The sequence below is a fragment of the Streptomyces sp. NPDC111744 genome (assembly GCF_055634995.1).
In genome coordinates, this window is the sequence record NZ_JBVKCG010000037.1 from 1 (window position 1) to 24,492 (window position 24,492).

Sequence of the window (24,492 nt, forward strand, 5' to 3'; positions counted from 1 at the left end):
CTACCAGGGGCTTCACTCATGCCTGACGCCGAGTCACCATCCCACCGTCCAACACCATCACGCACCGTAACCGTTACGTTGCCGAGAAGACTTCACTGTCCAGGCCCTGTGCCGGCATGCCAAGTTCACCGAGACGTGGGACACGTACGCGCACCCGCCGGTCGCCGTTCACGGTGTCACGGTGTCACGGTGACCACCTTCGGGGGACTCTTCGCCTCCGCATGAACGGTCCAGCCCGGAAACGCAGAGTTCAGCAGCGCCGATCCGGACTTGACCCCAACGACCCCTCCTGTGCAAGACTCAGAAGCAGCTTGAGGCTAACCACCGCGGCGTGAGGGTGAGAAGGTCCGTGGAATGACCTGCCCACCCAATTCGACCCCGATTCGACCCAGTGGGTGCGCACAGAGCAGTTCAACGCGCTGACCAGGGTAAGGGTGGCGTGGCGGACCCGGCAGCCTATGACTGCGGGTACCAGGCACATCCACGGCCGGCGGTGTTGACTGGGGCCATGACGGCGACGGAACTCGGACAGGCGCTACGGCGCTGGCGCGACCGGGTCGCCCCGGACACCGCCGGGTTGCCGGCCGGCGGCCAGCGGCGCGCGGCCGGTCTGCGGCGCGAGGAGCTGGCGCTGCTGGCCGGGATCTCGGTCGACTATGTGACGCGCCTGGAACAGGGCCGGGCGGCCAATCCGTCCGTCCAGGTCGTCGAGGCGCTGGCGCGGGCACTGCGGCTGTCCGCGGACGAACGGACCTACCTGTTCGGGCTGGCGGGGCTGGTGCCGCCGGGCCCCGACGTGGTTCCCGGGTACATCACGCCCAGCGTGCAACGGCTGCTGGACCGGCTGGCCGGCACTCCGGTCGCGGTCTCCGACGCGGCCATGACCCTGCTGGTGGCCAACCCGATGTACGCGGCGCTGATGGGCGATCCGTCCGGTCTCCGCGGCTTCGAACGCAACGGTGTGTGGCGCAACTTCCTCGGCCGGCCGACCCGGGTGCGGCACACCCCCGAGCAGCGGCGTGCCTTCGAGAACGGCCTGGTCTCCGAGCTGCGCTCGACGGCCGCCCGCTATCCGGCCGACCGCCAACTACAACGCCTGATCGTGGAGTTGCGCACCGGGAGCGAGCGGTTCGCCGAGCTGTGGGACGCAGGGGTCGTCGGCCGGCTCGAGGCGTCGCGCAAGACCATCGAGCATCCGCAGGTGGGCCCGCTCACGCTGGACTGCGACCAGCTCCGGGTCGAACACCACGATCTGCACATCCTCGTGTACTCGGCCGAGCCGGGTACCGAGGCCGCCGAGAAACTCGAACTGATCTCGGTGCTCGGCACGCAGAGCCTGGTCGAGAGGCTCTGACGCAGACGTCAGCCGTCCTGCGGGCGTTTCACGGGTCCCGGACGGCCGTGCAGACACCGCCGTCGACGAGGATGCCGCCGAGCGGTGTCGCGTCGACCGGGATTCCGCATGGACGTCTCACGGGCCGGACCCACCGCCGAACAGAAACTTGCGTAACTCAAGCAAAACCTTTAGCTTCCTTTCATGTGGAAATCGGTGCGGCGCGCCGGGTGGGCCACGGCCCATCTCTTTCTGGCCGCCGCGATGGCATTCGGAATGTGGATCTTCGTCACCGTCCTGTTGATCACGGCGATCGGCTCGGCGGTGGTCGTCGGTGTCTGGCTGCTGCCGGAGACGGTGCTGCTGATCCGGCGGATCGCGGGGGCCAAGCGGAGCCTGACCGCCGCCTGGACCGGGGTGAAAATCCCCGAGGTGTACCAGCCCCTGACCGGGACGGTGCGCGAGCGCGTGGTCATGGCCGTACGGGATCCCGGCACGCGCACCGACGCGCGGTGGATGGCCGCCTATTGGTTCTACGGCGCGCTGCTCGGCGTCGCCCTGCCCCTGTGGCCGGTGGGGCTGGTCGTCGACGGTGTGTGGTGCGGGCTCCTGCGCCGCGAGGCGGTCGTACTGCCGCTGATCGTGCGGCTCGCGGATCTGGAGGCCGACTGGTCGACCGCGCTGCTCAAGCCATCGCCGCAGGCGCACCTCGCGGCCCGGGTCCAGGAACTGGCCGCGACCCGCGCCGACGCGATCGCCGCGCACGAGGCCGAACTGCGCCGGATCGAGCGGGATCTGCACGACGGGGCACAGGCGCTACTGGTGGCGCTGTCCATGCGCGTCGGGCTCGCCAGGCGCGCCTACGGCGGTGATCGCGACACCGGTCTCCGACTCCTTGACGAGGCCCAGGAGCAGGCCGAGAAGGCGCTGACGGAGCTGCGGCAGGTGGTGCGCGGCATCCATCCGCCGATCCTGAGCGACCGCGGCCTCACCGGCGCGGTGCGGGCACTGGCGGCGGGCAGCGTTCTGGAGGTCGCCGTGGACGACGACGGCCTGGGTCAGGGCGTGCGCGCGCCGGCCGCGGTGGAGGCGGCCGCCTACTTCGCGGTGGCCGAGTCGCTGACCAATGTCGCCAAGTACAGCGGGGTGTCCCGTGCCGAGGTCCGGCTCGTCCGGGTGCGGCGCGGGCTGCGTGTGCGGGTCCAGGACGAGGGCTGTGGCGGCGCCGACGAGACCGGCGGGTCGGGGCTGCTCGGCATGCGGCGACGGGTTGCCGCGCTCGACGGAAGCATGGAGGTGTCCAGCCCGGTCGGGGGGCCGACCGTGATCGAAGTGGAGTTGCCGTGCGTGTGGTGATCGCCGAGGACAACGCCCTCCTGCGGGAAGGGCTGGTCCTGCTGCTGACCTCGGCCGGACATGACGTCCTGGCCGTCGCGGGCAGCGGACCCGAGATAATGCCCGCGCTCCTGGAGCACCGCCCGGACGTGGCCGTGGTCGACGTACGGATGCCCCCGGGCTTCCGTGACGAGGGGCTGCGGGCGGCGCTGGAGGCCCGCGAGCGGCTGCCCGGGCTGCCGGTGCTGGTCCTCTCGCAGTACGTCGAGGAGTCGTACGCCGGCGAGTTGCTCGGCGGCGGGACCAGCGGGATCGGGTATCTGCTCAAGGACCGGGTCGGCCGGGTCGACGAGTTCCTCGACGCGCTGGAGCGGGTGACCGCCGGCGGTACCGCGCTGGACCCCGAGGTGGTCACCGAACTCCTCACCCGCCGCAAGGACTCACCGCTGGACTCGCTCACGCCCCGCGAGCGCGAGGTGCTGGCGCTGATGGCCGAGGGCCACGACAACGCGACCATCGCCAGGACCCTCGTCGTCACCGAGCGCGCCGTCCACAAACACATCGGCAACGTGTTCCTCAAGCTCAGCCTCCCGCCGAGCGACAGCGGCCACCGCCGGGTCCTGGCGGTCCTCGCCTACCTGGCCCACGCGCCCCAGCCGTGAGCGCTGCACCGAGGCACCTGGACGGAGCGCAGAGGGAGGGGCCGCGACCACCGATCAGGGCAGGGACGGCCGCCACGATCCCGTCCTGGCGGCGAAGGCGCCGATGAAGCCACCGGCTCCGTTGGTCAGCGCCTCCTGCACGATCCGGTAGACCGCGTGGTCCCCGGCGGGGCCAGCGGCCGCGCCTCGCCCGTGCGCTGCAGCTCGACATCGCATCGTCCGGGCGGGCACTCCGACTCGACGTCGAGATGACCACGCGGGCCGCGGCCGAACAGCTACCCGCCACCCGCCGCGAAGCGGTCGCCGCCTGCCACCGCTACTTCACCGGCCACCTCGACCAACTCCACTACGACACCGCCCTGGTGCCGCACCGGGTACCGGCAGCCACGTGCTGGCCAGCGTGCGGTGTCGGCGACCGGGCGTCCTGACCGGAATTCCAGTGCGGCGGCGCCAACGACCCGAGCCGGCCGCAGCTGGGCCATTCCCACGGGCGAGACCGCCGGCTACGCCTCGCCCGCAACGCCCACACGGGCCTGCGCACGTTGCGGGCCACCGCACGGGGCGCGCGAGTGGACAGCGGGCAGAGTGCCGGCAAAGCGGCCGGACCGCGGGACCGATCGACTCAGCCGCCGCTCTTACGCCTGAACGACCGCTGGCTCGCAGCCGGGCCGTGCGCCGCACGCACCTTCGACGCATCGGGGTTGGCGGCGACATCGGCGGCGTCCGCCTGCGCACCGCGCTTGCGCGCCAGGGCTTCGCGGAACTTGCGCTTGAGGTCGTAGTTGCCGTCGCTGTCCGGCGCCAGAGGGGACGTCTCGGGGTCAGCCGGCTCCGAACCTTCCGTAGATACGGGCTCTGCGGTCATGGTGACCTCCTGGGTTCGGGGGGTGTGCAGGCACAGCTTGTCATGCCGGGCGCAGTGCGGGGCGCCGGCGACATCGTCCTGCTCCGTTTCGGCGAGTATCCCTCTCGCCGGCAAGGGCGTTCACGTCGTAGGTGAGGCGCACAGGACGGGCTTCGGGGCGGGCCGAGGGTTGTCGATCCCGTGGCCGGGACGTTCAGCGCCAGGGCAATGCCTCTCAGCCGTTGCGACGCACGAGTGCGGCCTTGCGGGCCTCGGCGAGCTTGCGGGCCTCGCCGGCCTTTCGGGACTTGCCGCCGGCGCCGCGGGAGGTGTCCTTGCTGGTGCCGAGGCCGCGGAAGGGAGCATTGCTGTTCTTCGGTCGGGGGACGGCGGGCCCGCCGTCGAGCGGGGTCCCGGAGGGAGCCTTGGCTCCGGTGATCCGGCTCAGCTCCGCCTCGCCCGAGCGCACCTTGGTGACGGTTGCCTCGATACCGGCCCCGGCCATCATTCGGCTCGTCTCGCGGCGCTGGGCCGACAGCACGAGCGTGACCACGCTGCCGGACTCACCGGCGCGGGCGGTGCGGCCCGCCCGGTGCACATAGTCCTTGGCGTCGGTGGGCGGGTCGACGTTGACCACGAGATCGAGGTCGTCGACGTGCAGGCCACGGGCCGCGACATTGGTCGCCACCAGAACGGTGATCTGGCCGTTCTTGAACTGCGCCAGGGTCCGTGTGCGCTGTGGCTGGGACTTGCCGCTGTGCAGGGCCCCGGCGTGCACGCCGCTGGCCCGCAGATGCCGGGTGAGCTGGTCGACGGCGTGCTTGGTGTCGAGGAACAGCAGTACGCGGCCCTCGCGGGCGGCGATCTCCGTGGTGACGGCGTAGCGGTCAGGGCCGTGGACGACCAGAACGTGGTGTTCCATCGTCGTGACCGTGCCGGCGGACGGGTCGACCGAGTGGACGACGGGATCGTGGAGGTAGCGGCGGACCAGCTGGTCGACGTCGCGATCCAGAGTGGCCGAGAACAACATCCGCTGACCGTCGGGGTGCACCTGATCGAGGACGTCGACAACCTGCGGCAGGAATCCCAAGTCGCACATCTGGTCGGCCTCGTCCAGCACGGTGATCCTCACCCGTCCCAGGCGGCAGGCCTTGCGCTCGATCAGGTCGTGCAGGCGTCCGGGGGTGGCGACGACCACCTCGGCTCCCTGACGCAGCTCGGCGACCTGCCGGCCGATCGACATGCCGCCGACGACCGTGGCCATCCGCAGCCGCAGTGCCTCGGCGTACGGCGCCAGCGCCTGGCTGACCTGTTGGGCCAGCTCCCGGGTGGGCACAAGGATCAGAGCGAGGGGCTGCTTGGGTTCGGCGCGCCGCCCGGCCGTACGTGTCAGCAGCGGCAGGCCGAAGGCGAGCGTCTTGCCCGATCCGGTGCGCCCGCGTCCCAGGACATCGCGCCCCTCCAGGGCATCGGGCAGTGTGGCGGCCTGGATCGGAAAGGGTTCACGCACCCCGAGTCCGCTCAGTGTCCGCACCACCTCGACCGGCAGTTCAAGACCGGCGAAGGAGACGGCCGGGGGCAGCGCCGGGGTCGTGGCCTCGGGCTGGGCGGGACCGCCGTGAGCGATGCCGGAGTCATCGGGATGCTTCATGAACAGCCTTCCGCAGAGGAACGTACCGAGGAAGGCCCGGCAGGATTGAACAGCCCACGCACAAACGGAACCGAACAGGCAGAATCGCCCACCGCGACGACCACGCAAACGCACGACGGTAGCACACTCACCGAGATCCGCCGACGCATCACCGAGGTGACCGCCCCACACACCTGCCTGCAAAAAGGGGCTTTCCTACGGCGAGATCGTGACCGCCTGAGGCGGCATCGCGAACGGCCGGAGCAGCGGCACGGCCAGTGCCGACGAAACGGGGAGCCGCAGCGCACATGACCTTCGCTGCCGCAAGGTCGATACTGATGAGCAGGACGCCCGCCCACCGACTCCAAGGGACCCGGGGAGACTGATGACCCGTCAGTTATGTCAGCATTTGGTCAGCTCCGGTACCGCCGGGACCCGCCGTCAAGCGCCCGGGACCGCCAAGGTCAACACCCTGTTACACCTCGCTTGAACAGGGAAAATGCCGGTCAGAGAACTACTTGCTACGCTGTATGGGAGACAGCCATGAAGATGCTGATCAACGTCCCGGAAACCGTGGTGGCGGATGCGCTGCGGGGCCTGGCGGCCGCCCATCCCGATCTCACCGTGGACGTGGAGAACCGGGTGATCGCACGACGGGACGCCCCCGTCGCCGGGCAGGTCGGGCTTGTGTCGGGCGGGGGTTCCGGGCATGAGCCGTTGCACGGCGGATTCGTGGGTCCGGGGATGCTGTCGGCTGCCTGTCCCGGTGAGGTGTTCACCTCTCCCGTTCCGGACCAGATGGCCCGGGCCGCCGCTGCCGTGGACAGCGGGGCGGGCGTCCTGTTCATCGTGAAGAACTACACGGGCGATGTGCTTAACTTCGACATGGCCGCCGAACTCGCCGAGGACGAGGGCATCCAGGTCGGCAAGGTACTCGTCAACGACGACGTGGCCGTCACCGACAGCCTCTACACCGCCGGCCGGCGCGGCACCGGCGCCACCCTGTTCGTGGAGAAGATCGCCGGCGCGGCCGCTGCCGAGGGGCAGCCGCTGGAGCGGGTGGAGGCCATCGGGCGCCAGGTCAACGAGAACTCCCGCAGCTTCGGCGTGGCGCTGAGCGCCTGCACCACCCCGGCAAAGGGCACCCCCACCTTCGATCTGCCGTCGGGCGAGCTGGAGTTGGGCATCGGCATCCACGGCGAGCCGGGCCGGGAGCGGCGGGCGATGATGACCTCCGGCGAGATCGCCGACTTCGCCGTGAACGCCGTCCTGGAGGACATGCCGCCGCGCAACCCGGTACTCGCCCTGGTCAACGGCATGGGCGCGACCCCGCTCCTGGAGCTGTACGGCTTCAACGCCGAGGTCCAGCGCGTGCTCGCCGAGCGCGGTGTCGCCGTCGCCCGCACGCTGGTCGGCAACTACGTCACCTCCCTGGACATGGCCGGCGCCTCGGTCACCCTCTGCCAGGTCGATGAGGAACTGCTGCGGCTGTGGGACGCCCCGGTGAAGACGCCGGCCCTGCGCTGGGGAATGTGAGCGAGAGACAACAGCGCCCCGCGCCCGTACCGCAACGCAAGGAGATCCAGTGCTCGACGCCGACTTCTTCCGCCGCTGGATGGCGGCGACCGCCTCCTCCGTCGACCGCGAGGCGGAGCGGCTCACCGCCCTCGACTCCCCCATCGGGGATGCCGACCACGGCAGCAACCTCCAGCGCGGGTTCAAGGCGGTGGTGGCCGCGATCGAGAAGGAGGCGCCCGACACCCCGGGTGCCGTGCTGACGCTCGCCGGGCGCCGGCTGATCTCCACGGTCGGTGGCGCGTCGGGACCGCTCTACGGCACGCTGCTGCGCAGCACCGGCAAGGCACTCGGTGACGAGGCCGAGGTCAGCGAGACACAGCTCGCCGAGGCGCTCCGGGCCGGGGTGGACAAGGTGATGGCCCTCGGCGGGGCCGCGCCCGGCGACAAGACGATGATCGACGCCCTGGTGCCGGCCGTGGACGCGCTCGGCGACGGCTTCGGCGCGGCGCGGACCGCCGCCGAGGAGGGCGCCGAGGCGACCACCCCGTTGCAGGCCCGCAAGGGCCGGGCCAGCTACCTCGGGGAGCGCAGCATCGGTCACCAGGACCCGGGCGCCACCTCGTCGGCGCTGCTGATCGCGGGACTTCAGGAGGCAGCCGGTGAGTGACGACAAACTGGTCGGGATCGTACTGGTGTCACACAGCGCGGAGGTCGCCGCCTCCGTCGCCGAGCTGGCCAAGGGCCTGGCGGGCGGCGGCACGGCGGTACCGGTCGCCCCGGCGGGCGGCACCGAGGGCGGCGGGCTCGGCACCAGCGCCGAGCTGATCGCCGCCGCTGCCGCGTCCGTCGACCGGGGCGCGGGGGTCGCCGTCCTCACCGACCTGGGCAGCGCCGTGCTCACGGTGAAGGCGCTGCTCGCCGAGGGCGACGAACTCCCTGACGGCACCCGCCTGGTGGACGCCCCGTTCGTCGAGGGCGCGGTCGCCGCGGTCGTGACGGCGGCCACGGGCGCCGACCTCGGCGCGGTGGAGGCGGCCGCCGCCGAGGCCTACAGCTACCGCAAGGTCTAGGCGTATCGATCACGAGCGTTGTCAACACTTGCCGGGCTTGATCATGGCGAGGACCTCGTGATCGCACGCCACCAGTCCCCGAGGCGTCGATGGTGGACCTCGTCGAGGAACTCGCGGCCGCCGACCGCGGCAGCCGGTAGGCGGTCACCTCCCTGCGAGAGACTGGATCGAGCGGCATGGCCGGATGCCGTGTCGGCACGGCGATGGTGTCGATGCCGGGTTCCCTCAGGGCAGAAGTCACGGACGTGCGGCGGCTGCAACGTCTCCCTCGGCGGCTCCGGCAGGTCACCGTGCCGCCCTCACGCGTCGAGGCGCCTCCTGAGCACGCAGGCGCGCCCGTACCGATGCAGAGGAGTCCGACGCGGTCTCCGCGGCGAGGAGTGCCCCTGCCGACCCCCTAGGCAACTCCCGTCGCCACCAGGGCGAGAGCCGAGCGCAGGGTCGTCGTGAGTTCGGCCTCCGCCGTGGCGGGGTCCGTCGTCCCGTCGGCGACCCGCCAGGCGTAGTGCTCGACGGCCGCGCGCAGCGCCGCGTTGAACATGGCCGCCTGGATGGTCGGACGGAGATCGTCGGCGGGCAGCCCGGAGCGCTCGGCCAGGGCGCGGGCGAACGCGGGTTCGGCCTCGTCGTAGGTCTGCAGCCACTCCGCGCGCAGGCCCGGCTCGGTGCGGGTCAGGCGGACCAGGGCGCCGATGGTGCCGCGGTCGGGGCCCCGCACCAGACGGCTGTCGGTCGGTACCGCGCTCTCGAAGGCCTCCTCCAGCGGCCGGCCCGGCCGCCAGGCACGCAGGCAGTCGGCGACCACCTCGATGCCGGCCGCGAACAGCGGTCGTACGCACGCCTCCTTGCTCGGGAAGTAGCGCCACACCGTGCGCGCGGAGACCCCGACCGCCTCGCCGATCTGCTCGCCCGTGGTCGCCGCCACCCCCTGGACGACGAACAGGTCCACCGCGGCGCGGGCGATCTCCAGTCGGGTCTCGGCCCTGCGCTCCTCCGTCAGGGGCGGGCGCCCCGTGCGTCCCCCTGGTGCGGTCATCAGTTCCTCCGCTTCCGCCGACTGCTGCACGGAATTCTCGCCGAAGCGTCGGAAAGATCTCGCCACGACTTTATGTCACTGAGCGACATTAAGTCGTATGGTGTGCCCGTCACCGGGCGCCAGGACGCCCTCGAACCACCTGATGGGAGCACCACATGGCCAGCGGACTCGACGGGCGCGGCGTCATCGTCACCGGCGCGGGATCAGGGATCGGACGTGCCGCCGCCCTGGCCTTCGCCAGGGAGGGCGCCCGGGTCCTGGTCGCCGACCTGAACGCCGAGGGCGCGGGCGCCGCCGTCAAGGAGATCGAGGAGGCCGGCGGTACGGCCGTGGCCGTCACCGGTGACCTCAGCGAGCAGTCCGTGGTCGACGAGGTGGTCGCGACCGCCGTGGACCGGTTCGGCGCAGTGGACGTCCTGGTGAACAACGCCGGGATCATGGACCGGATGTCGGCGCTGGGCGAGGTGAGCGACGCGGAGTGGGAGCGGGTGATACGGGTCAACCTCACCGCGCCGTTCCTCCTCACTCGCGCGGTGCTGCCGCACATGCTGGCGGCGGGCAGGGGTGTGATCGTCAACACCGCCTCCGAGGCCGGTCTGCGAGGCAGCGCGGCCGGCGCGGCCTACACGGCCTCGAAGCACGGTGTCGTCGGTCTGACCAAGAACCTGGCGGTGATGTACCGCAACCAGGGCATCCGGGCCAACGCGATCGCGCCCGGCGGCACCAGGACCGCGATCCAGATCGACCTGGCGGACGGCGCCCACGGGCCGGCCGCTCTCGGCCCGTACTTCGGCAACGTCGGCCAGGTCTCCGAGCCCGAGGAGCAGGCGGCCGCGATCGTCTTCCTGGCCTCGGACGCGGCCGGCAACATCAACGGCGCGATCCTGCCGGTGGACAACGGCTGGGCGGCCGTCTGACCCTCCGCCGGGGGTGGCCGGTCAGCCGCCCTCGATGAACTGCGCCGCCAGCCGCTCCCCCTCCTCCTGCGCCGCGTCGCGGTCCTCGATGGGCTTGATGGCTGAGTCCTTGAAGACGATGAAGGTGACGCCGGACGGCACCCCGCCGACACGCGGATCGGGGTTCACGCCCAGACCCTTCGCGGTGGCGTACGACGCCTCGCCGATGATGTCGCGCGGTCCCGTGTCGCCGACGACGGCGTACTGCACCCGGTCCTTGTAGATCACGGCGGCGACCGCACCGCCCTCGATGCCCGAAGCCCAGTGGTTCCAGCGGCTGCTGGGGCCCGGTACGACGACGTAGGGCAGCGTCTCCGCGTCGAGGTGGCGGCCGTCGGACTGCTGGAAGGCGGTGGCGGCGGAGAAGGCCGGGTCGGCGGTGCGGTTGCAGTGGGCGGTGGGCCGGCCGTCGCAGTCGATGTCGAGGTCGGCCTTCCAGAAGACGGCCTGCTCGGTGCCGCACACGGGGACGGTGGCGGCGGTTCCGGCATCGGTACGGTAGCGGCCCTTGGAGATCTGGGTGCAGTCACGCATCCGGGCCAGCAGGTCGGTGGCGGTGATCCTGTTCCTTTCTCCCGGGGCGGTGAGCGGGGCGGCGGGGGCGGGCAGCGTGGTCGGAGCGAGCAGGGCGGCGCCGGCCACGACCAGCGTCAGCGACTGGACACGCACAGCGAGGGACCCTCTCGGTGGGGGACATGGAGTCACCCGGTCCAATGTGGTGTGGGCAGGGCGGACGGGCCAGCAAGAGGGGGCCGTACAGGGCCGTACGGAGCAACGAACTGACACTCCGTCGAGAATCCGTCAGGGGCCGGGGCGCTGAGCCGGTGTCAGCCCAGTCGCCCCGGCCGCCCGCGTCGGCGCGGGATCAGCGACGACAGCGTTCCGCGCCACGGGCGCGAACTCCCCCGCGTTCTCAGGAAGTTCAGCCGCAGAGCCCTCAGCATACGTAACCATTGCCCGCCGTCTCCAATACGGCCCCCTTGATGTCCGCATCTCAGGCGGGTCATATTGGTCCGGACCTTTGCCGTGCTGCCGTCCCCGGGGAGGCGGAACCGTGCGCCGAGTTGTCGTCCTGGTCTGCGCCCTGCTGTTGATGACGTCCTGCGCCTTGGACGGGGCCGGCGACGGCGACAGCGGCCGACTGCCCGGCGCCCCGACGGGGGTCACCGCGGCGGCCGGGAGCGCGACGAGCGTGCATGTGATGTGGAACGCGTTGCCGGACAGTTCGGGCATCCGCGTCTACGAGGTATACCGCGGCACCACAAAAGTCGCTGAAGTGCCGGGGGCGCAGCACATGGTGGACGTCACCAGGCTCAGGCCGTCCACGGTGTATGCGTTCACCGTCCGGGCGCGGGGCGCCGACGGCAGTCGCGGCCCGCGCAGCCGTGCGGTGCGGGCGAAGACACCGGCGGTGGTCGCGGCGGACCGCACAGCGCCTACGCGTCCGGCGCACCCGGGCGGCCGGGCCGTGGGCAGCCGTGCGGTGCAGCTGTCCTGGGGCGCCGCGAAGGACGACCGGGCGGTGGTGTCGTACGACATCTACCAGGGCGGTGCGAAGATCCACAGTGTGGGCGGGAGCCAGACCGCGACCGTGGTCACGGGGCTGCGGCCGGGCGCCCACTACGTGTTCACCGTCCGGGCCCGGGACGCGGCCGACAACCTCTCGCCGGCCGGCGCTGCGGTGCGTCTCACCACCCCGGGCAGCGACGACGGCCGGAACACCGCACCGACCGGGTTCACGGTCAGGAGCCATGAGGAGAGCGGGGCGTACTACCTCGATCTGGCCTGGGATCCGCCGCGCGTGGACGGGGTGATCACGGAGTACCAGATCCGGCTCGACAGCGGTACGACGACCTCGCTGGTCTGGGGCGGCACCCCACCGAAAGGCCACTCGACGTACAGCTTTTATGTGGGGCGGGACCATGGGGTCGTGCACCATGCCCGGTTGCGGGCGCGGCTGCCGGACGGGACCTGGGGCGGGTGGTCGGCGGAGCGGGCCGTGACGACGGGGCGGTGACCGGCACCCGGCCTGGGCCGGACGGGCGAATAGATCACCTGGTCAGCCGCCCCCGGGTGCGACGCGGGCCGGGGCCGCTTTGGCTGACCCTAGGCAGCACGGGAGTCTCCGATCCTCGGCGGCGCAAGGGACGTTCCGCCTACCGTGCCGCCGGAGGGCAGCCACATGCGCATCTCACGACTTCTCCTCCGCTCCGGCCTGACCCTGGCGGCCGCCGCCGCGCTCCCGACCTGGCTCGCCGGCCCGACCGCCGCGGTCTCGGGCATCTCCGTGAGCACCACCGGTACCACGGTCTCGGTGGTCACCAGCGCCTGCACGCAGAGCAACGGCAGCTGGGGCAACGCCTCGCTGCTCAACAGCGGCCAGACCTCATTCGCCCAGGGACGGCAGGCGGCCCTGGCGGGCACGTCGGTGAGCCAGTCCGCCGCCTGGTCGGGCGTGTCGCCGGGCACCTACACGGTGGTCGTCGTCTGCTCCAACGGCGGTACGGCGGGCTCCCAGTCGGTGATCGTCTCGGCGGCCGCGGCCCCGACGACCTCCTCCACCACCAGGTCGGCCGCGCCCGCCCGGGGCGTGATGGGCGGTCTGGGCGGTGCGGCGCGCGACTACGGCCCGCTCACGCTGGGCGTCGGCGCGGCGCTGGTCGGCTCCGGTGTCATCGCCACGGGCTGGTACCTGCGCAAGCGCTCCAAGCCGTACCGGCTCTGACCCCCCTCAGGTCTCCGGGAGCTCGGTCTCCGGGAGTTCGCCGACCTCCCGGAGGGCCTGGCCGAGCCACTGGGTCCAGAAGGTCTCCAGGTCGATGCCGGCCCGCAGCACCAGGTGCCGCAGCCGGTCCTCGGGGGCGTCCTTGCCCGGCGGGAAGTCGCGCCGCTGGATCTCCTCGTACTCGGCCAACTGCCTTCGGTGCAGCTCCAGATGGCGGCGCAGATCGGCTTCGAGTCCGGCGGTGCCGACGACCGCCGCCGCGCGCAGCCGCAGCAGCAGCACGTCCCGTTGCGGCTTGGGGTCCTGGGAGGCGGCGGTCCAGCGGGCCAGTTCGGCGCGGCCCGCGGGCAGGACCTCGTAGCTCTTCTTCTGCCCGCGGGCCGGCTGCTCGGCCGGCAGGGTGCGGATGTGGCCCTCGGCCTCCAGCTTTCCCAGCTCGCGATAGATCTGCTGGTGCGTCGCCGACCAGAAGTAGCCGATCGACCTGTCGAACCTGCGGGTCAGCTCCAGCCCGGACGACGGCTTCTCCAGCAGGGCGGTGAGAATGGCGTGCGGGAGTGACATGGGCTCATCCTAGGGACGGCCTCTACAGGGCGGCCGCCAGCTCGGTGCCCTGCTTGATGGCCCGCTTGGCGTCCAGTTCGGCGGCGACGTCGGCACCGCCGATGAGGTGTGCGCTGCGGCCGGCGGCCACCAGTTCCTCGTACAGGTCCCGGCGCGGTTCCTGCCCGGTGCAGAGCACGACGGTGTCGACCTCCAGGACGGTGCTCTCCCCGTCGACGGTGATATGCAGCCCGGCGTCGTCGATCAGGTCGTACCGCACGCCGGGGACCATGGTGACGCCCCGGTGCTTGAGTTCGGCGCGGTGGATCCAGCCGGTGGTCTTGCCGAGGCCGGCGCCGACCTTGCTGGTCCTGCGCTGGAGCAGGTGGACGGTACGCGGGGGCGCGGGGCGCTCGGGAGCGGCGAGGCCGCCGGGTGCCCGGTAGTCCATGTCGACGCCCCAGTGCCTGAAGTACGTCGCCGGGTCCTCGCTCGCCTTGTCGCCGCCGTCGGTGAGGAACTCGGCGACGTCGAAGCCGATGCCGCCGGCGCCGAGGATCGCGACCCGGTCGCCGACGGGGGCCCCGTCGCGCAGCACGTCGAGGTAGCCGAGGACGCGGGGGTGGTCGGCGCCGGGGATGTCGGGCGTGCGCGGGGTGACGCCGGTGGCGACCACGACCTCGTCGTAGCCGGTGACGTCCTCGGGCTCGACGGTGGTGTTCAGGCGTACGTCCACGCTGTGGGCGGCGAGCTGGTGGCGGAAGTAGCGGAGGGTCTCGTCGAACTCCTGCTTGCCGGGGACCTTGCGGGCCACGTTCAGCTGACCGCCGATCTCGGCCGCCGCGTCGAACAGGGTGACCTGGTGGCCGCGTTCGGCGGCGGAGACCGCGCAGGCGAGGCCGGCGGGTCCCGCGCCGACGACCGCGACGCGCTTGCGCAGCCGGGTCGGCGCGAGGACCAGTTCGGTCTCGTGGCAGGCGCGCGGGTTGACCAGGCAGGAGGTGATCCTGCCGCTGAAGGTGTGGTCGAGGCAGGCCTGGTTGCAGCCGATGCAGGTGTTGATGGCCTCGGGCGTGCCGGCCGCGGCCTTGGCGACGAAGTCGGGATCGGCGAGCATCGGGCGGGCCATCGAGACCATGTCCGCGCCGCCGTCGGCCAGCAACTCCTCGGCGACTTCGGGGGTGTTGATGCGGTTGGTGGTGACCAGCGGGACGGAGACCTCGCCCATGAGCCGCTTGGTGACCCAGGTGTAGGCGCCGCGCGGCACCGATGTGGCGATGGTGGGGATACGGGCCTCGTGCCAGCCGATGCCGGTGTTGATGATGGTCGCCCCGGCGGCCTCGACGGCCTTGGCGAGAGTGATCACCTCGTCGAGGGAGGAGCCGCCGGGCACCAGGTCCAGCATCGACAGCCGGTAGACGATGATGAAGTCCGCGCCGACGGCCTCGCGCACCCGCCGGACGATCTCGACGGGGAACCGCATGCGGTTCTCGTACGACCCGCCCCAACGGTCGGTGCGCCGGTTGGTCGGGGCCGCGATGAACTCGTTGACGAGATAGCCCTCGGAGCCCATGATCTCGACGCCGTCGTAGCCGGCCTGCCGGGCGAGGCGGGCGGTGCGGGCGTAGTCGTCGATGGTCCGCTCGATGTCCTCGTCGGTCAGCTCGCGGGGCGGGAAGGGGCTGATGGGGGCCTGGAGCGGGCTGGGTGCGACGAGGTCCCGGTGGTAGGCGTACCGGCCGGTGTGCAGGATCTGCATCGCGATCCTGCCGCCCTCGCGGTGCACGGCCTCGGTGACGACCCTGTGCTGCTCGGCCTCATCCTCGGTGGTGAGCTTGGCGCCGCCCTCGTAGGGGCGCCCCTCCTCGTTGGGCGCGATGCCGCCGGTGACGATGAGGCCCACTCCCCCGCGGGCCCGGGCCGCGTAGAACGCCGCCATCCGCTCGAAGCCGCGCTCGGCCTCCTCCAGGCCCACGTGCATGGAGCCCATGAGCACGCGGTTGGGCAGGATGGTGAAGCCAAGGTCGAGGGGTTTCAGCAGATGCGGGTAACGGCTCATCGGGCCCTCCGTGCGCGGTGTCGTCGCTCCAGTTCTAGAGGACCGCGCACGGATTATGCAACTAGTTGCACAAAGGCTCCTGGGTGACGTGTCTCAGATCACCGCTCACCTGCTTTCGAGCAGGACGTGCAGCTCCTTCTCCTGGTCGCCCGAGGCGGAGGAGAGGCTGCGTACCGTGAACAGGGAGTCGAGGGTCGTACGGAGCCGGTCGATCGCCCAGTAGCCGCCCTGCGCGTCGGCCTCGACCGAGGCCGAGAGCCGGGGCGGCGGGGCGCACTCATGGGTGTCGGTGACCTCGAACGTGCCGAGCCACACCATCGGGCGTGTCTCGTGGAGTTGCTGGGGCACGTCCTCGGCATCCCGGTCGGACTCGAAGCACTGGCGCAGTGTGTCGAACACGATCCGGGCGTCTTCCTTGTTGCATCCGCTGATCTCAAGGGAGACGGATTCCTCGTGCAGTCGCTCAGGGCCCATCGTGATAGCTCCTCTCATGGCAATGGCGCGGTGTCACGGGTTCCCCCGCGAACCGCGCCATGCCAACAGAAAAGCACCGATTCCCGAGTGGTGCACCACTCGGGAAGGGACTCAGCCCCGCGTGAACTTGTACGTCTTGCTGTCCGTGAGGATGCAGAACCCGGGCGACATCACGATGACGCGCAGGGTGCCGGTGCGCCGGTCGTAGTCGATGCCCTCGGCCTCGAAGGTGCCCGAGCAGGAGCTGCGCAGCGGAAGCTGGCGCAGCGCGGTGACATGTCCGGTGACGTTGGCGGAGCCGGGCTGGGCGGACAGGTCGATCTGCAGGAGCGGCTTGGTGTAGCCGAAGAGGCTGCCGTCCGGGTCGTCCGAGGAGCACAGCAGCGTGGTCGCACCGGAGAAGTCGCAGCCCTGGACGTCACGCACGGCGTGGTCCAGGTTGACGACGGACACCAGCGGGAGGTTCGCGGACGGCGAGGTGGTCTTGTTGACGCCCGGCGTGGGGAAGACCAGGAAGCGGGTCATCGTGCCGTACTCGCCGGAGAGCATGTACTGGCCGTCGGGCGAGATCGCGTCCCAGGAGTTGTTGAGTGCCTCGCCGGAGGCGAGCGTGTGCACGTACTCCGACCAGGTGCCGCCGGGGGCCTGCACCCGGTACATCTTGGTGGTGCCGGAGTCCGCCTGGTACGGCTCGACGTAGTAGCCGTCGTACGACTCGTCGGGGTCGCCGACGTGGTTCCAGCCGCGGCTGGAGACGCTGAGCGGGATGGTGCCGACGCCGGTGTAGCGGTTGGCGCTGTTGGCAGGGACCTCGACCGAGGTCAGGCCCTGGCTCTCGGTGAGCGGGTCGGCGCGGTCGGAGCCGGTCTCGTTCCAGGTGTCGGCGGCGGACGCCGTGCCGGTCGAGAGGACGAAGGCCGCGGCGAGGGCGACCAGGGAGGTCAGGCCTGCGCGACAACGTTGCCGGGTGGACGCGGGCATGGAAGCCTACTCCTCGGTTCAGGGGGGTGGGACGCGCGTGCGGCGGTCAGTCTGGCGTGCGCCTGACAGGCATGTACAGACCAACGACGGAAAGGGGAGGTGAACTCGCGCCCGCGCCGCCCCCGTGGTCGTTTCGCCGTACGGATGCCGCCGTGTTGAGAGATGGTGGAAAAAGTCGGCGGCGGCGTCGGAGAGTCAGGTGTGAGCGCGATAGAACAAGGGGAGTCGGCACGGGGGACGACGTGCCGTGCGAAGGTTCGAAGGCGGTGCGTGGGATGAGTCCAGCCGAGGCGTCGGTGGCCGAGGGCGAGGAGCCGGTGCGCGGGCCCGTGCGACCGGGCGGACTGCTCGACGTCCTGGGCGTGGCCTCGGTCGTGCTGGACGCCAAGGGCCGCATCGTGCTGTGGAGCCCTCAGGCGGAGGAGCTGTTCGGCTACTCGGCCCGCGAGGCGCTCGGGCAGTACGCGGCCCGGCTGATGGTCGACGAACGCCATATCGATCTGGTCGGCAAGCTGTTCGCGGACGTGATGAGCACCGGGCAGAGCTGGGCGGGCGGCTTCCCCATCCGGCGCAAGGACGGTTCCACCCATGTGGTGGAGTTCCGCAACATGCGGCTCATGGACGACAACGGCGACGTGTTCGCGCTGGGTCTCGCCGCCGACCAGTCGACGGTGCGCCGGCTGGAGCAGGACGTGGCGCTGTCCGAGCGGATCGTGAAGCAGTCGCCGATCGGGCTGGCCGTCCTCGACACGGAGCTGCGGTTCGTCTCGGTCAACCCGGCGCTGGAGCGGATCAGCGGGATCGCCGCCGAGGAGCACGTGGGGCGGACGGCCCGCGAGGTGCTGCCGCATCTGGACGCCGACGCCCTGGAGTCCGCGGCGCTGCGGGTGCTGCGCACCGGTGAGCCGGTGATCGACCGGTTCACGGTGGGCCGTACGCCGGCCGACCCGGACGAGGAGCACATCTGGTCGGTGTCGGTGTACCGCCTGGAGGACGCGTCGGACAACGTGCTGGGCGTGGCGGCCTCGGTGGTGGACATCACCGAGCCTTACCGGGCCGGTGTCGAGGCCGAGAACGCGCGCCGGCGCCTGGCCGTGATCGCCGACGCCTCCGCCCGGATCGGCACCACTCTGGACCTGGAGCGCACCGCCGCCGAGCTGGCCGACGTCGCCGTGCCGGAGCTGGCCGACGTGGCGGCCGTGGACCTGCTGGACACGGTGGTCGAGGGCCGGCGCAGCACGCTCGGCCCGGCCGAGGACGCGGTGCTCCGCGCTCTCGCCGTGCGCGCGGAGCAGGAGTCGGACGCGGTCCAGGCGGCCGATCCGCCGGGCACGGTCGCCCGGTACGCCCCCGATCGGCTGGTCACCGAGTGCGTACGGACCGGCGAAGCGGTTCTGGTGCCGCACGTCAAGGACGAGGACCTGCCCAGGATCGCCCGCTCCCCCGAGGCGGCCGTGCTGCTGGGCCGGGCCGGGCTGCACTCGTATCTGGCCGTGCCGCTGATCGCCCGCGGCGAGGTGCTGGGCGCCCTCGACCTCAAGCGCACCCGCACTCCGGCACCCTTCGACGAGGACGATCTGCTGCTGGCACGGGAACTGGCCGCCCGCGCGGCCGTGCAGATCGACAACGCCCGCTGGTACCAGAACGCCCGCACCACCGCGCTCACCCTCCAGCGCAGCCTGCTGCCCACCCACCCCCGGATCACCACCGGCCTGGAGGTCGCCTCCCGCTACCAGCCGGCCGGCGCCACCGTCGAGGTGGGCGGCGACTGGTTCGACGTCATCCCGCTGGACGGCGGCAGAACGGCCCTCGTGGTGGGCGATGTGATGGGCAGCGGCATCAACGCGGCGGCCACGATGGGCCGGCTGCGCACCGCGACCACCACCCTGACCGCACTGGGCCTCGACCCGGCCGTCCTGCTGGAGCACCTGGACAAGACCACCTCGGGCCTCGACCACTCCATCGCGACCTGTGTGTACGCAGTGCACGACCCGCGGCTGCGCCAGTGCCGGATCGCCAACGCCGGCCATCTGCCCCCGGCCCGGCTCCGCCCCGGCCGGCCGCCGGAACTGCTCGACCTGCCCACCGGGGTGCCGCTGGGCGTCGGCGGGATCCCCTTCGCCACGACGACCGTGGACTTCCAGCCCGGCGACGAGCTGGTGTTCTACACCGACGGTCTGGTCGAGACCCGCAGCCACTCCCTGGACGAGCGGCTGGACGCGCTGCTGGCCCTCCTCGACGACCCAGCCCGCCCGCTGGAGGAGGTCTGCGACCTGCTGTTGCGGGAGCTGCACCACCCCGACAACCACGACGACGTGGCGCTGCTCATCGCACGGGCGCAGGAACTGCCGTAGCCGAAGCGGTCAACGGCGATCAACCGACTTCATGGGCCTGGGCCGAGGCGGCGGCATGCACGACCACAGCCGCCCGGGCGACCGCTCACCGTCACCGAGCCCTTCGGACAGCGGGGCGACGACCTAAGCGGGTCGAGCGAAGTCGGCTGCGGTTCGGTGGCGCCCCACCGGGGCGCGGGGCGGCATCGGCACAAGGCGCCGCGGCCGGACGACGGCACGTCACGGCGCTTGCGGCGAAGCGCTCAGTCCCGGTCCCGTACGCCGATCACGACGTTGGCGTACAGCTCCTCCGAGACCGCGAGCCGGGCCGTCAGACCGGTCTGGGCGAAGGCCTCGACGGCCGCCTGGGCCTGGCGTTCGCTGGTCTCGACGAGGACACAGCCGCCGGGCGCCAGCCACTCGGGGGCCCCGGCGGCGACCCTGCGCAGCACGTCCAGGCCGTCACCGCCGCCGTCGAGGGCGACCAGCGGCTCGTGGTCGCGGGCCTCGGCGGGCAGCAGGCCCACCTCGCCGCTGGGGACGTAGGGCACGTTGGCCGCGAGGATGCCGACCCGGCCGCGCAGGGCGGCGGGCAGGGCGTCGAACAGGTCGCCCAGGTGTGCGTGACCGCCGTAGGGGGCGATGTTGCGCCGGGCGCAGCCGACCGCGGCCGGGTCGATGTCGGCGGCATGCAGCTCGGCGTCCCCGAGGGCGGCGGCGAGGGCCGCGCCCACCGCGCCGGAGCCGCAGCACAGGTCCACGACGACGGATGCGTCCGGGGCCTCGGCCAGGGCCTCGCCGACCAGGAACTCGGTACGGCGGCGGGGCACGAACACGCCCGGTTCCACCAGCACCCGCAGCCCGTGGAAGCCGGCCCAGCCGACGACGTGTTCGAGGGGCTGTCCGGTGGCACGCCGGTCCACCATCGTGGCCAGCTCGTCCGGGGTGCGGGCGGTGGCGAGGATCAGCTCCGCCTCGTCCTCGGCGAAGACACAGCCCGCGGCGCGCAGCGCGGAGACGACGGCGGTGGTGTCGGAGAGTGAGAGCATCGCCGAGAGCCTATCCGGCCGCCGGTCCGCCGGTCACACGCCGACCGTCTCCTCGGCCTCTTCCTCCGCCTCTGCCTCTTTTGCCGTTTCCTCCGCCGCGAGCGCGGCGGGCGAGTCCGTTACGGCCACGCGCACGGCGGGGGCCTTGGCCCGCTCGTACGCCGCCGCGACCGCGGTGACCGCGAGGCCGACCAGCAGCCAGACCGCGAGGGTCCACACGTTGCGGCCCAGGCCGTCGTCGCCGAAGTACAGCAGGCTGCGGACGCCCTCGACGAAGCCGGCGCCGTTCCAGAAGGCGTGCAGGGTGCCGAAGAAGCCGTTCTGCAGCTCGGGGCGGAACAACCCGCCCGAGCTGGTGAAGTTGAGCATCACGTACAGCACCATCATGGCCAGCGTGGTCCACCGCTTGAGGAAGGTGTGCAGGCCGACGCCGATGAGCAGGGTGCCGGCCGAGTAGAGCCAGGCCATGCCCCAGACTCCGGCCAGATCGTGGTGGGCGAGGTGGAACACCGGTCCGGCGAGCAGTGCGCCGATGCCGCTGACGACGGCGGAGACGCCGAGCGCGAGCAGGGCGCGTATCCGCATGGGGAGGGTGCCGCCGGCCGCGCCGAGGGCGGCGACCGAGGCGTAGGAGCCGATGCTCACCGCGATGAGCAGGAAGAACAGGCCCTGTCCTGTGGGGTCGTCGGCGACCGGTCGGGCCACGTCGGTGACCTTGAGCGGGACCCCCTCCTCGGCGGCGACGGGGGTGAAGACCTTCTCGACGGCGGTGGCGCCCATGTCGGAGGCGGCGCTCGCGACCAGCAGCTCCGGCGTCCTGGGGCTGGGCACATAGGCACCGGTGACGGTACGGGACGTCAGCAGGTCGACGGCCGCGGCGCGGGTGGGGACGGTACGGACGTCGAGCCGGTCACCCGCGGTGTCCTTGACGGTCTGCGCGAACACCTTCGCCTCCGGTCCGGCGCCGACCACGGCGACGGGCAGATGGTGGGGCTCCGGATGGACGAACGCACCCATGTACGCCAGCCCCATGCCCAGGCACATCAGCAGCGGGGTGATCAGGTGGGTGAGCACATGGCGCAGTGCCGGTGACCTCATCGCGTACGACCTCCAGACCTTCCGGCCAAACTGGTTGGCTTATACAACTCATGTTCAAGTTGTACTATACAACTAGAACGTCGGAGGAGGTATTCCCGTGAGGGTGTTGCTGGTGCTGGTGCCGCCGTCGAAGGTCCTCCCATGACGGCGGCGGAGACGGCCGTCGAGACCATCCAGCGCGAGATGACGGTCTTCGCGCGCCGGGCCCGGGCATCGGCCGGGCGTATGCACCCCGAGCTGTCGCTGGTGTCGTACACGCTGCTCGGGCATCTGGAGGAGCGCGGCGGCTGCCGGGCGACCGACCTGGCCGCGCACTACGCGCTGGACAAGTCGACGGTCAGCCGGCAGGTGGCGGCGCTGGAGCGGGCGGGGCTGGTCGAGCGCCGCCTGGACCCGGAGGACCACCGGGTCCAGGTGCTGCATCTCACGGAGGCCGGGCAGGAGATCCTGGCCCAGGTCACACGCAGCCGCAGGGCCGCGTTCCGGGAGCGGCTGGCGGACTGGCCGGAGGAGGACCTGGTCAGGTTCGCCGGATACCTGGAGCGCTACAACGCCGGGACGTCGGCGGACACCGGCGAGGACTGACCGAGCGCCTGCGGCACCCGGGCCGCGAGGAAGGCGGTACGGCGGCGCAGGCGGAAGCCCAGGGACTCGTACAGCCGGATCGCGGTGGTGTTCTCGGCACCGGTGTGCAGGAACGGGGTCTCTCCGCGGGCCCGGATGCCGTACGCGACGGAGCGGATCAGCCGGGTCGCCAGGCCCTCGCCGCGGTACGCCGGATCGGTGCAGACCGCGCTGATCTCGGTCCAGCCCGGCGGGTGCAGCCGCTCCCCCGCCATCGCGATCAGCCTGCCGTCACGGCGGATGCCCAGGTAGGTGCCGAGTTCGATGGTGCGGGGCAGGAAGGGGCCCGGCCGGGTGCGCTCGACCAGGTCGAGCATCTCGGGCACGTCGGCGGGGCCGAGGCGGACCGCCTGCGGCTCCGGGACGGCGTCCATGCCCTCGTCCACCAGCTGCACGCCCGGGATGTTCATGGTGAGTTCCCAGCCGTCCGGGAGCTCACCCCGGAAGCCGGCCAGCCCGATCTCCGCGCCCGGGCCGGCCAGGGCGGCGAGGTCGGCCCAGTCCTCGGCGCCGGGATCGTCGGGGAGGGCCAGCCACGGAGAGACGTCCACCGGGTAGCGCAGGACCCGTCCGCGCCGTTCGGCGAAGAGGGCGTGCGGGCCGGTGAGCGAGGCGAGGGCGGGGTTGTCCAGGATGTGCGGCGCGCCCTCGCGGGGAACGGGGACGCTCATGCGGCGACCTCGATCACGACCTTGCCGCGCGCGTGCCCTTCCTCGACGGTGCGCAGCGCCTGACCGGCCTCGTCGAACGGGAAGGTCCGCGAGACATGCGGGTCGAGCTCACCGCCCACCACGAGTTCGGCCACCTCGTCGAGGACCGCGGCGGTACGGGCGCGTTCGACCCGGCTGCCGCCCAGCGCGGCGACAGTGTCCGGCGCGGCGCCCGCGGTGATCAGCTTCGTGCGGTCGGCGAGCAGGCCGGCCGCCTCGGCGAGCACCTCGCCGCCGACCAGGTCGTAGACACCGTCCACGCCCTGGGGCGTGGCGGCCCGCACCCGCTCGGCCAGGCCGGGGCCGGAGGGCACGTGCACGGCGCCGAGCGACTCGACGAAGTCCTTCTTGGCCTCGCTCGCCACGCCCACGACCCGCAGCCCCCAGGCGCGGGCGATCTGCACGGCCGCCGCGCCGACTCCGCCGCCCGCACCGGTGACCAGCAGGGTCGCGCCCTCGGGCAGATCGAGCTGGCGTACGCCGTCGTAGGCGGTGGCCGCGGCGACCGGCAGGGTGGCGGCGTCGGTGAAGGAGAGCGCGGCGGGCTTGTGCGCCGTCACGGCCGCCGTCAGCAGGACGTACTCTGCGAACGCGCCGGCGGGCGTATTGCCGAAGACCTCGTCGCCGACGGCGAACCCGGTCACGCCCTCGCCGATCTCCTCGACCACTCCGGCGGCCTCGCTGCCAAGGACGACCGGGAAGCGCGCCTCGCCCTCGCCGGGGCGGCGGAAACCGTTCCGCAGCTTCCAGTCGACGGGGTTGACCCCCGCCGCCCGTACCGCGATCAGCAGCTCACCGGGGCCGGGAACGGGCCGCTCCACATCGGCGAAGGCCTCGTTCTCGGGCCCGCCGTGCCTGGTGTAGACGTACGCCTTGGGCATCGTTCTTCCTCGCTCTCTGATGCTGTCACCGGTGTCCCGGTACCGGCACTCAGCGCCAAGGACGATCGCTCGGCCGCTATTCCCGCACCCGCGGATCGTTCATACGGCCGCAATGAGCGGGGTCCTGACCTGGGCCTGAGCGGCCCACTCCACGAACGCCCGGCGACTCGGCTGTGCTGATCGGCTTCGGCGCGGGGCTGAACCACGCCGGGCAGGTGGTACTGCCGCCCTGAGCGGCACTGCCCCCGAGCCGCCCCGGGCGTCGTCCTTTCGGCCGAGGCCCGGGGGCCGCAACCGGCCGCCTGGCCGAGGTGGCGGTGGCGGGCGGGGGAGGAAGCTCTGGGGCGAACGGCCGGCGCAGCCTCCTGGCCAGGTCCACGCACTCCGCGCCGTCGGCCGCCTCGCCCACGACCTCGATGCCGGAGCCTCCGCCGTTCGGGCACCCTGCCGGACGGGACCCCAGGGTGGAATGGGCGGGACTCGGCGGGGACGAGAGTCCGACGGTCACGCTCACCTATCACGGCGCCGGGGCCTTCGACACCGTGTACTTGGGCAGGCCGCATGCGGAGGAAGAGGGGCCGCCTCTCGACGACCCCGTCGAGACAGGTCGGACCACGTCCGACGACCGTGA

24 protein-coding genes are annotated in these 24,492 nt (G+C 71.9%); 12 read left to right on the forward strand and 12 right to left on the reverse strand.

Going from position 1 to position 24,492, the window contains the following annotated elements:
• Positions 1-508: 508 nt before the first annotated feature.
• The 4 genes from ACZ7OO_RS41060 to ACZ7OO_RS41075 all read left to right on the forward strand — a co-directional run bounded on the left by ACZ7OO_RS41060 (position 509) and on the right by ACZ7OO_RS41075 (position 3,758).
• The gene (locus ACZ7OO_RS41060; protein WP_471512513.1) at positions 509-1,354 is read left to right on the forward strand and encodes a helix-turn-helix domain-containing protein; all 846 of its coding nucleotides are present in this window, start codon (positions 509-511) and stop codon (positions 1,352-1,354) included.
• Positions 1,355-1,537: 183 nt separating this feature from the next.
• Positions 1,538-2,689, forward strand: a complete 1,152-nt coding sequence (locus ACZ7OO_RS41065; RefSeq protein ID WP_471512514.1) for a sensor histidine kinase — start codon at positions 1,538-1,540, stop codon at positions 2,687-2,689.
• Complete coding sequence (locus tag ACZ7OO_RS41070) at positions 2,677-3,330, forward strand: LuxR C-terminal-related transcriptional regulator (RefSeq protein ID WP_471512515.1); 654 nt, start codon at positions 2,677-2,679, stop codon at positions 3,328-3,330. The genes ACZ7OO_RS41065 and ACZ7OO_RS41070 overlap by 13 nt, the downstream gene beginning before the upstream one ends.
• Before the next feature lie 248 nt (positions 3,331-3,578).
• Positions 3,579-3,758, forward strand: coding sequence for a hypothetical protein (locus ACZ7OO_RS41075; RefSeq protein WP_471512516.1), 180 nt, complete (start codon positions 3,579-3,581; stop codon positions 3,756-3,758).
• Between the two features lie 194 nt (positions 3,759-3,952).
• On the opposite strand, the gene ACZ7OO_RS41080 is transcribed toward ACZ7OO_RS41075, so the two are convergent.
• Together ACZ7OO_RS41080 and ACZ7OO_RS41085 are read right to left on the reverse strand one after the other, a co-directional pair.
• Positions 3,953-4,195 (reverse strand): DUF5302 domain-containing protein, encoded by a 243-nt coding sequence (locus ACZ7OO_RS41080; protein WP_471512517.1) that lies wholly within the window; start codon positions 4,193-4,195, stop codon positions 3,953-3,955.
• A 214-nt stretch (positions 4,196-4,409) separates the two neighbouring features.
• Entirely contained in the window at positions 4,410-5,825 is a 1,416-nt protein-coding gene (locus ACZ7OO_RS41085; protein ID WP_471512518.1) for a DEAD/DEAH box helicase, read from the reverse strand.
• 522 nt (positions 5,826-6,347) lie between these two features.
• Here ACZ7OO_RS41085 and dhaK point away from each other — a divergent pair.
• The 3 genes from dhaK to ACZ7OO_RS41100 are packed head-to-tail and all read left to right on the forward strand — an operon-like array spanning position 6,348 to position 8,392.
• Positions 6,348-7,340: a dihydroxyacetone kinase subunit DhaK gene (gene dhaK / locus ACZ7OO_RS41090; RefSeq protein ID WP_471512519.1), complete on the forward strand. Its 993-nt coding sequence runs from the start codon at positions 6,348-6,350 to the stop codon at positions 7,338-7,340.
• A 49-nt stretch (positions 7,341-7,389) separates the two neighbouring features.
• Positions 7,390-7,989, forward strand: coding sequence for a dihydroxyacetone kinase subunit DhaL (dhaL, locus tag ACZ7OO_RS41095; RefSeq protein WP_471512520.1), 600 nt, complete (start codon positions 7,390-7,392; stop codon positions 7,987-7,989).
• Positions 7,982-8,392 (forward strand): PTS-dependent dihydroxyacetone kinase phosphotransferase subunit DhaM, encoded by a 411-nt coding sequence (locus tag ACZ7OO_RS41100; RefSeq protein ID WP_471512521.1) that lies wholly within the window; start codon positions 7,982-7,984, stop codon positions 8,390-8,392. The genes dhaL and ACZ7OO_RS41100 overlap by 8 nt, the downstream gene beginning before the upstream one ends.
• Before the next feature lie 397 nt (positions 8,393-8,789).
• Here ACZ7OO_RS41100 and ACZ7OO_RS41105 read toward each other — a convergent pair whose 3' ends face one another.
• Entirely contained in the window at positions 8,790-9,428 is a 639-nt protein-coding gene (locus ACZ7OO_RS41105) for a TetR/AcrR family transcriptional regulator (RefSeq protein ID WP_471512522.1), read from the reverse strand.
• Between the two features lie 155 nt (positions 9,429-9,583).
• Between ACZ7OO_RS41105 and ACZ7OO_RS41110 the strand changes: the two genes are divergently transcribed.
• Positions 9,584-10,345 (forward strand): SDR family NAD(P)-dependent oxidoreductase, encoded by a 762-nt coding sequence (locus tag ACZ7OO_RS41110; protein ID WP_471512523.1) that lies wholly within the window; start codon positions 9,584-9,586, stop codon positions 10,343-10,345.
• 21 nt (positions 10,346-10,366) lie between these two features.
• On the opposite strand, the gene ACZ7OO_RS41115 is transcribed toward ACZ7OO_RS41110, so the two are convergent.
• A complete protein-coding gene (locus ACZ7OO_RS41115) occupies positions 10,367-11,053 on the reverse strand; it encodes a glycoside hydrolase family 75 protein (RefSeq protein ID WP_471512524.1) in 687 nt (228 codons plus the stop codon).
• 385 nt (positions 11,054-11,438) lie between these two features.
• On the opposite strand from ACZ7OO_RS41115, the gene ACZ7OO_RS41120 reads away from it, so the two are divergent.
• Together ACZ7OO_RS41120 and ACZ7OO_RS41125 are read left to right on the forward strand one after the other, a co-directional pair.
• On the forward strand, positions 11,439-12,401 hold the full coding sequence (locus ACZ7OO_RS41120) for a fibronectin type III domain-containing protein (protein ID WP_471512525.1): 963 nt from the start codon (positions 11,439-11,441) through the stop codon (positions 12,399-12,401).
• A 165-nt stretch (positions 12,402-12,566) separates the two neighbouring features.
• A complete protein-coding gene (locus tag ACZ7OO_RS41125) occupies positions 12,567-13,109 on the forward strand; it encodes a hypothetical protein (RefSeq protein ID WP_471512526.1) in 543 nt (180 codons plus the stop codon).
• 6 nt (positions 13,110-13,115) lie between these two features.
• Here the strand turns inward: ACZ7OO_RS41125 and ACZ7OO_RS41130 are convergent, their stop codons facing one another.
• The 4 genes from ACZ7OO_RS41130 to ACZ7OO_RS41145 form a co-directional block, all read right to left on the reverse strand.
• Positions 13,116-13,673 carry a PadR family transcriptional regulator gene (locus ACZ7OO_RS41130; protein WP_471512527.1) on the reverse strand — a complete coding sequence of 186 codons (558 nt, stop codon included), beginning with the start codon at positions 13,671-13,673 and terminating at the stop codon, positions 13,116-13,118.
• A gap of 22 nt (positions 13,674-13,695) precedes the next feature.
• Entirely contained in the window at positions 13,696-15,711 is a 2,016-nt protein-coding gene (locus tag ACZ7OO_RS41135) for an FAD-dependent oxidoreductase (protein ID WP_471512528.1), read from the reverse strand.
• 105 nt (positions 15,712-15,816) lie between these two features.
• Positions 15,817-16,185: a hypothetical protein gene (locus ACZ7OO_RS41140; RefSeq protein WP_471512529.1), complete on the reverse strand. Its 369-nt coding sequence runs from the start codon at positions 16,183-16,185 to the stop codon at positions 15,817-15,819.
• Between the two features lie 111 nt (positions 16,186-16,296).
• On the reverse strand, positions 16,297-17,166 hold the full coding sequence (locus ACZ7OO_RS41145) for a hypothetical protein (protein WP_471512530.1): 870 nt from the start codon (positions 17,164-17,166) through the stop codon (positions 16,297-16,299).
• A 275-nt stretch (positions 17,167-17,441) separates the two neighbouring features.
• Here ACZ7OO_RS41145 and ACZ7OO_RS41150 point away from each other — a divergent pair, with 275 nt between their 5' ends.
• The gene (locus ACZ7OO_RS41150) at positions 17,442-19,520 is read left to right on the forward strand and encodes a SpoIIE family protein phosphatase (protein ID WP_471512531.1); all 2,079 of its coding nucleotides are present in this window, start codon (positions 17,442-17,444) and stop codon (positions 19,518-19,520) included.
• Positions 19,521-19,762: 242 nt separating this feature from the next.
• Here the strand turns inward: ACZ7OO_RS41150 and ACZ7OO_RS41155 are convergent, their stop codons facing one another.
• Positions 19,763-20,548, reverse strand: coding sequence for a putative protein N(5)-glutamine methyltransferase (locus ACZ7OO_RS41155; RefSeq protein ID WP_471512532.1), 786 nt, complete (start codon positions 20,546-20,548; stop codon positions 19,763-19,765).
• A gap of 33 nt (positions 20,549-20,581) precedes the next feature.
• A complete protein-coding gene (locus tag ACZ7OO_RS41160) occupies positions 20,582-21,646 on the reverse strand; it encodes an ABC-2 transporter permease (RefSeq protein ID WP_471512533.1) in 1,065 nt (354 codons plus the stop codon).
• Positions 21,647-21,787: 141 nt separating this feature from the next.
• Here ACZ7OO_RS41160 and ACZ7OO_RS41165 point away from each other — a divergent pair, with 141 nt between their 5' ends.
• Complete coding sequence (locus ACZ7OO_RS41165) at positions 21,788-22,231, forward strand: MarR family winged helix-turn-helix transcriptional regulator (protein WP_352221787.1); 444 nt, start codon at positions 21,788-21,790, stop codon at positions 22,229-22,231.
• Here ACZ7OO_RS41165 and ACZ7OO_RS41170 read toward each other — a convergent pair.
• Both ACZ7OO_RS41170 and ACZ7OO_RS41175 read right to left on the reverse strand, forming a co-directional pair.
• Positions 22,192-22,941, reverse strand: coding sequence for a GNAT family N-acetyltransferase (locus ACZ7OO_RS41170; protein ID WP_471512534.1), 750 nt, complete (start codon positions 22,939-22,941; stop codon positions 22,192-22,194). The genes ACZ7OO_RS41165 and ACZ7OO_RS41170 overlap by 40 nt on opposite strands.
• Entirely contained in the window at positions 22,938-23,861 is a 924-nt protein-coding gene (locus ACZ7OO_RS41175; protein WP_471512535.1) for an NADP-dependent oxidoreductase, read from the reverse strand. Before ACZ7OO_RS41175 ends, ACZ7OO_RS41170 begins: the two co-directional genes overlap by 4 nt.
• Between the last annotated feature and the right edge of the window lie 631 nt (positions 23,862-24,492).

Coding starts and splice junctions, on each gene's coding strand:
- ACZ7OO_RS41060 (WP_471512513.1), top strand. CDS start 509: ATGACGGCGACGGAACTCGGACAGGCGCTACGGCGCTGGCGCGACCGG.
- ACZ7OO_RS41065 (WP_471512514.1), top strand. CDS start 1,538: ATGTGGAAATCGGTGCGGCGCGCCGGGTGGGCCACGGCCCATCTCTTT.
- ACZ7OO_RS41075 (WP_471512516.1), top strand. CDS start 3,579: ATGACCACGCGGGCCGCGGCCGAACAGCTACCCGCCACCCGCCGCGAA.
- ACZ7OO_RS41080 (WP_471512517.1), bottom strand. CDS start 4,195: ATGACCGCAGAGCCCGTATCTACGGAAGGTTCGGAGCCGGCTGACCCC.
- ACZ7OO_RS41085 (WP_471512518.1), bottom strand. CDS start 5,825: ATGAAGCATCCCGATGACTCCGGCATCGCTCACGGCGGTCCCGCCCAG.
- dhaK (WP_471512519.1), top strand. CDS start 6,348: ATGAAGATGCTGATCAACGTCCCGGAAACCGTGGTGGCGGATGCGCTG.
- ACZ7OO_RS41105 (WP_471512522.1), bottom strand. CDS start 9,428: ATGACCGCACCAGGGGGACGCACGGGGCGCCCGCCCCTGACGGAGGAG.
- ACZ7OO_RS41110 (WP_471512523.1), top strand. CDS start 9,584: ATGGCCAGCGGACTCGACGGGCGCGGCGTCATCGTCACCGGCGCGGGA.
- ACZ7OO_RS41125 (WP_471512526.1), top strand. CDS start 12,567: ATGCGCATCTCACGACTTCTCCTCCGCTCCGGCCTGACCCTGGCGGCC.
- ACZ7OO_RS41130 (WP_471512527.1), bottom strand. CDS start 13,673: ATGTCACTCCCGCACGCCATTCTCACCGCCCTGCTGGAGAAGCCGTCG.
- ACZ7OO_RS41135 (WP_471512528.1), bottom strand. CDS start 15,711: ATGAGCCGTTACCCGCATCTGCTGAAACCCCTCGACCTTGGCTTCACC.
- ACZ7OO_RS41140 (WP_471512529.1), bottom strand. CDS start 16,185: ATGGGCCCTGAGCGACTGCACGAGGAATCCGTCTCCCTTGAGATCAGC.
- ACZ7OO_RS41145 (WP_471512530.1), bottom strand. CDS start 17,166: ATGCCCGCGTCCACCCGGCAACGTTGTCGCGCAGGCCTGACCTCCCTG.
- ACZ7OO_RS41150 (WP_471512531.1), top strand. CDS start 17,442: ATGAGTCCAGCCGAGGCGTCGGTGGCCGAGGGCGAGGAGCCGGTGCGC.
- ACZ7OO_RS41155 (WP_471512532.1), bottom strand. CDS start 20,548: ATGCTCTCACTCTCCGACACCACCGCCGTCGTCTCCGCGCTGCGCGCC.
- ACZ7OO_RS41160 (WP_471512533.1), bottom strand. CDS start 21,646: ATGAGGTCACCGGCACTGCGCCATGTGCTCACCCACCTGATCACCCCG.
- ACZ7OO_RS41165 (WP_352221787.1), top strand. CDS start 21,788: ATGACGGCGGCGGAGACGGCCGTCGAGACCATCCAGCGCGAGATGACG.
- ACZ7OO_RS41170 (WP_471512534.1), bottom strand. CDS start 22,941: ATGAGCGTCCCCGTTCCCCGCGAGGGCGCGCCGCACATCCTGGACAAC.
- ACZ7OO_RS41175 (WP_471512535.1), bottom strand. CDS start 23,861: ATGCCCAAGGCGTACGTCTACACCAGGCACGGCGGGCCCGAGAACGAG.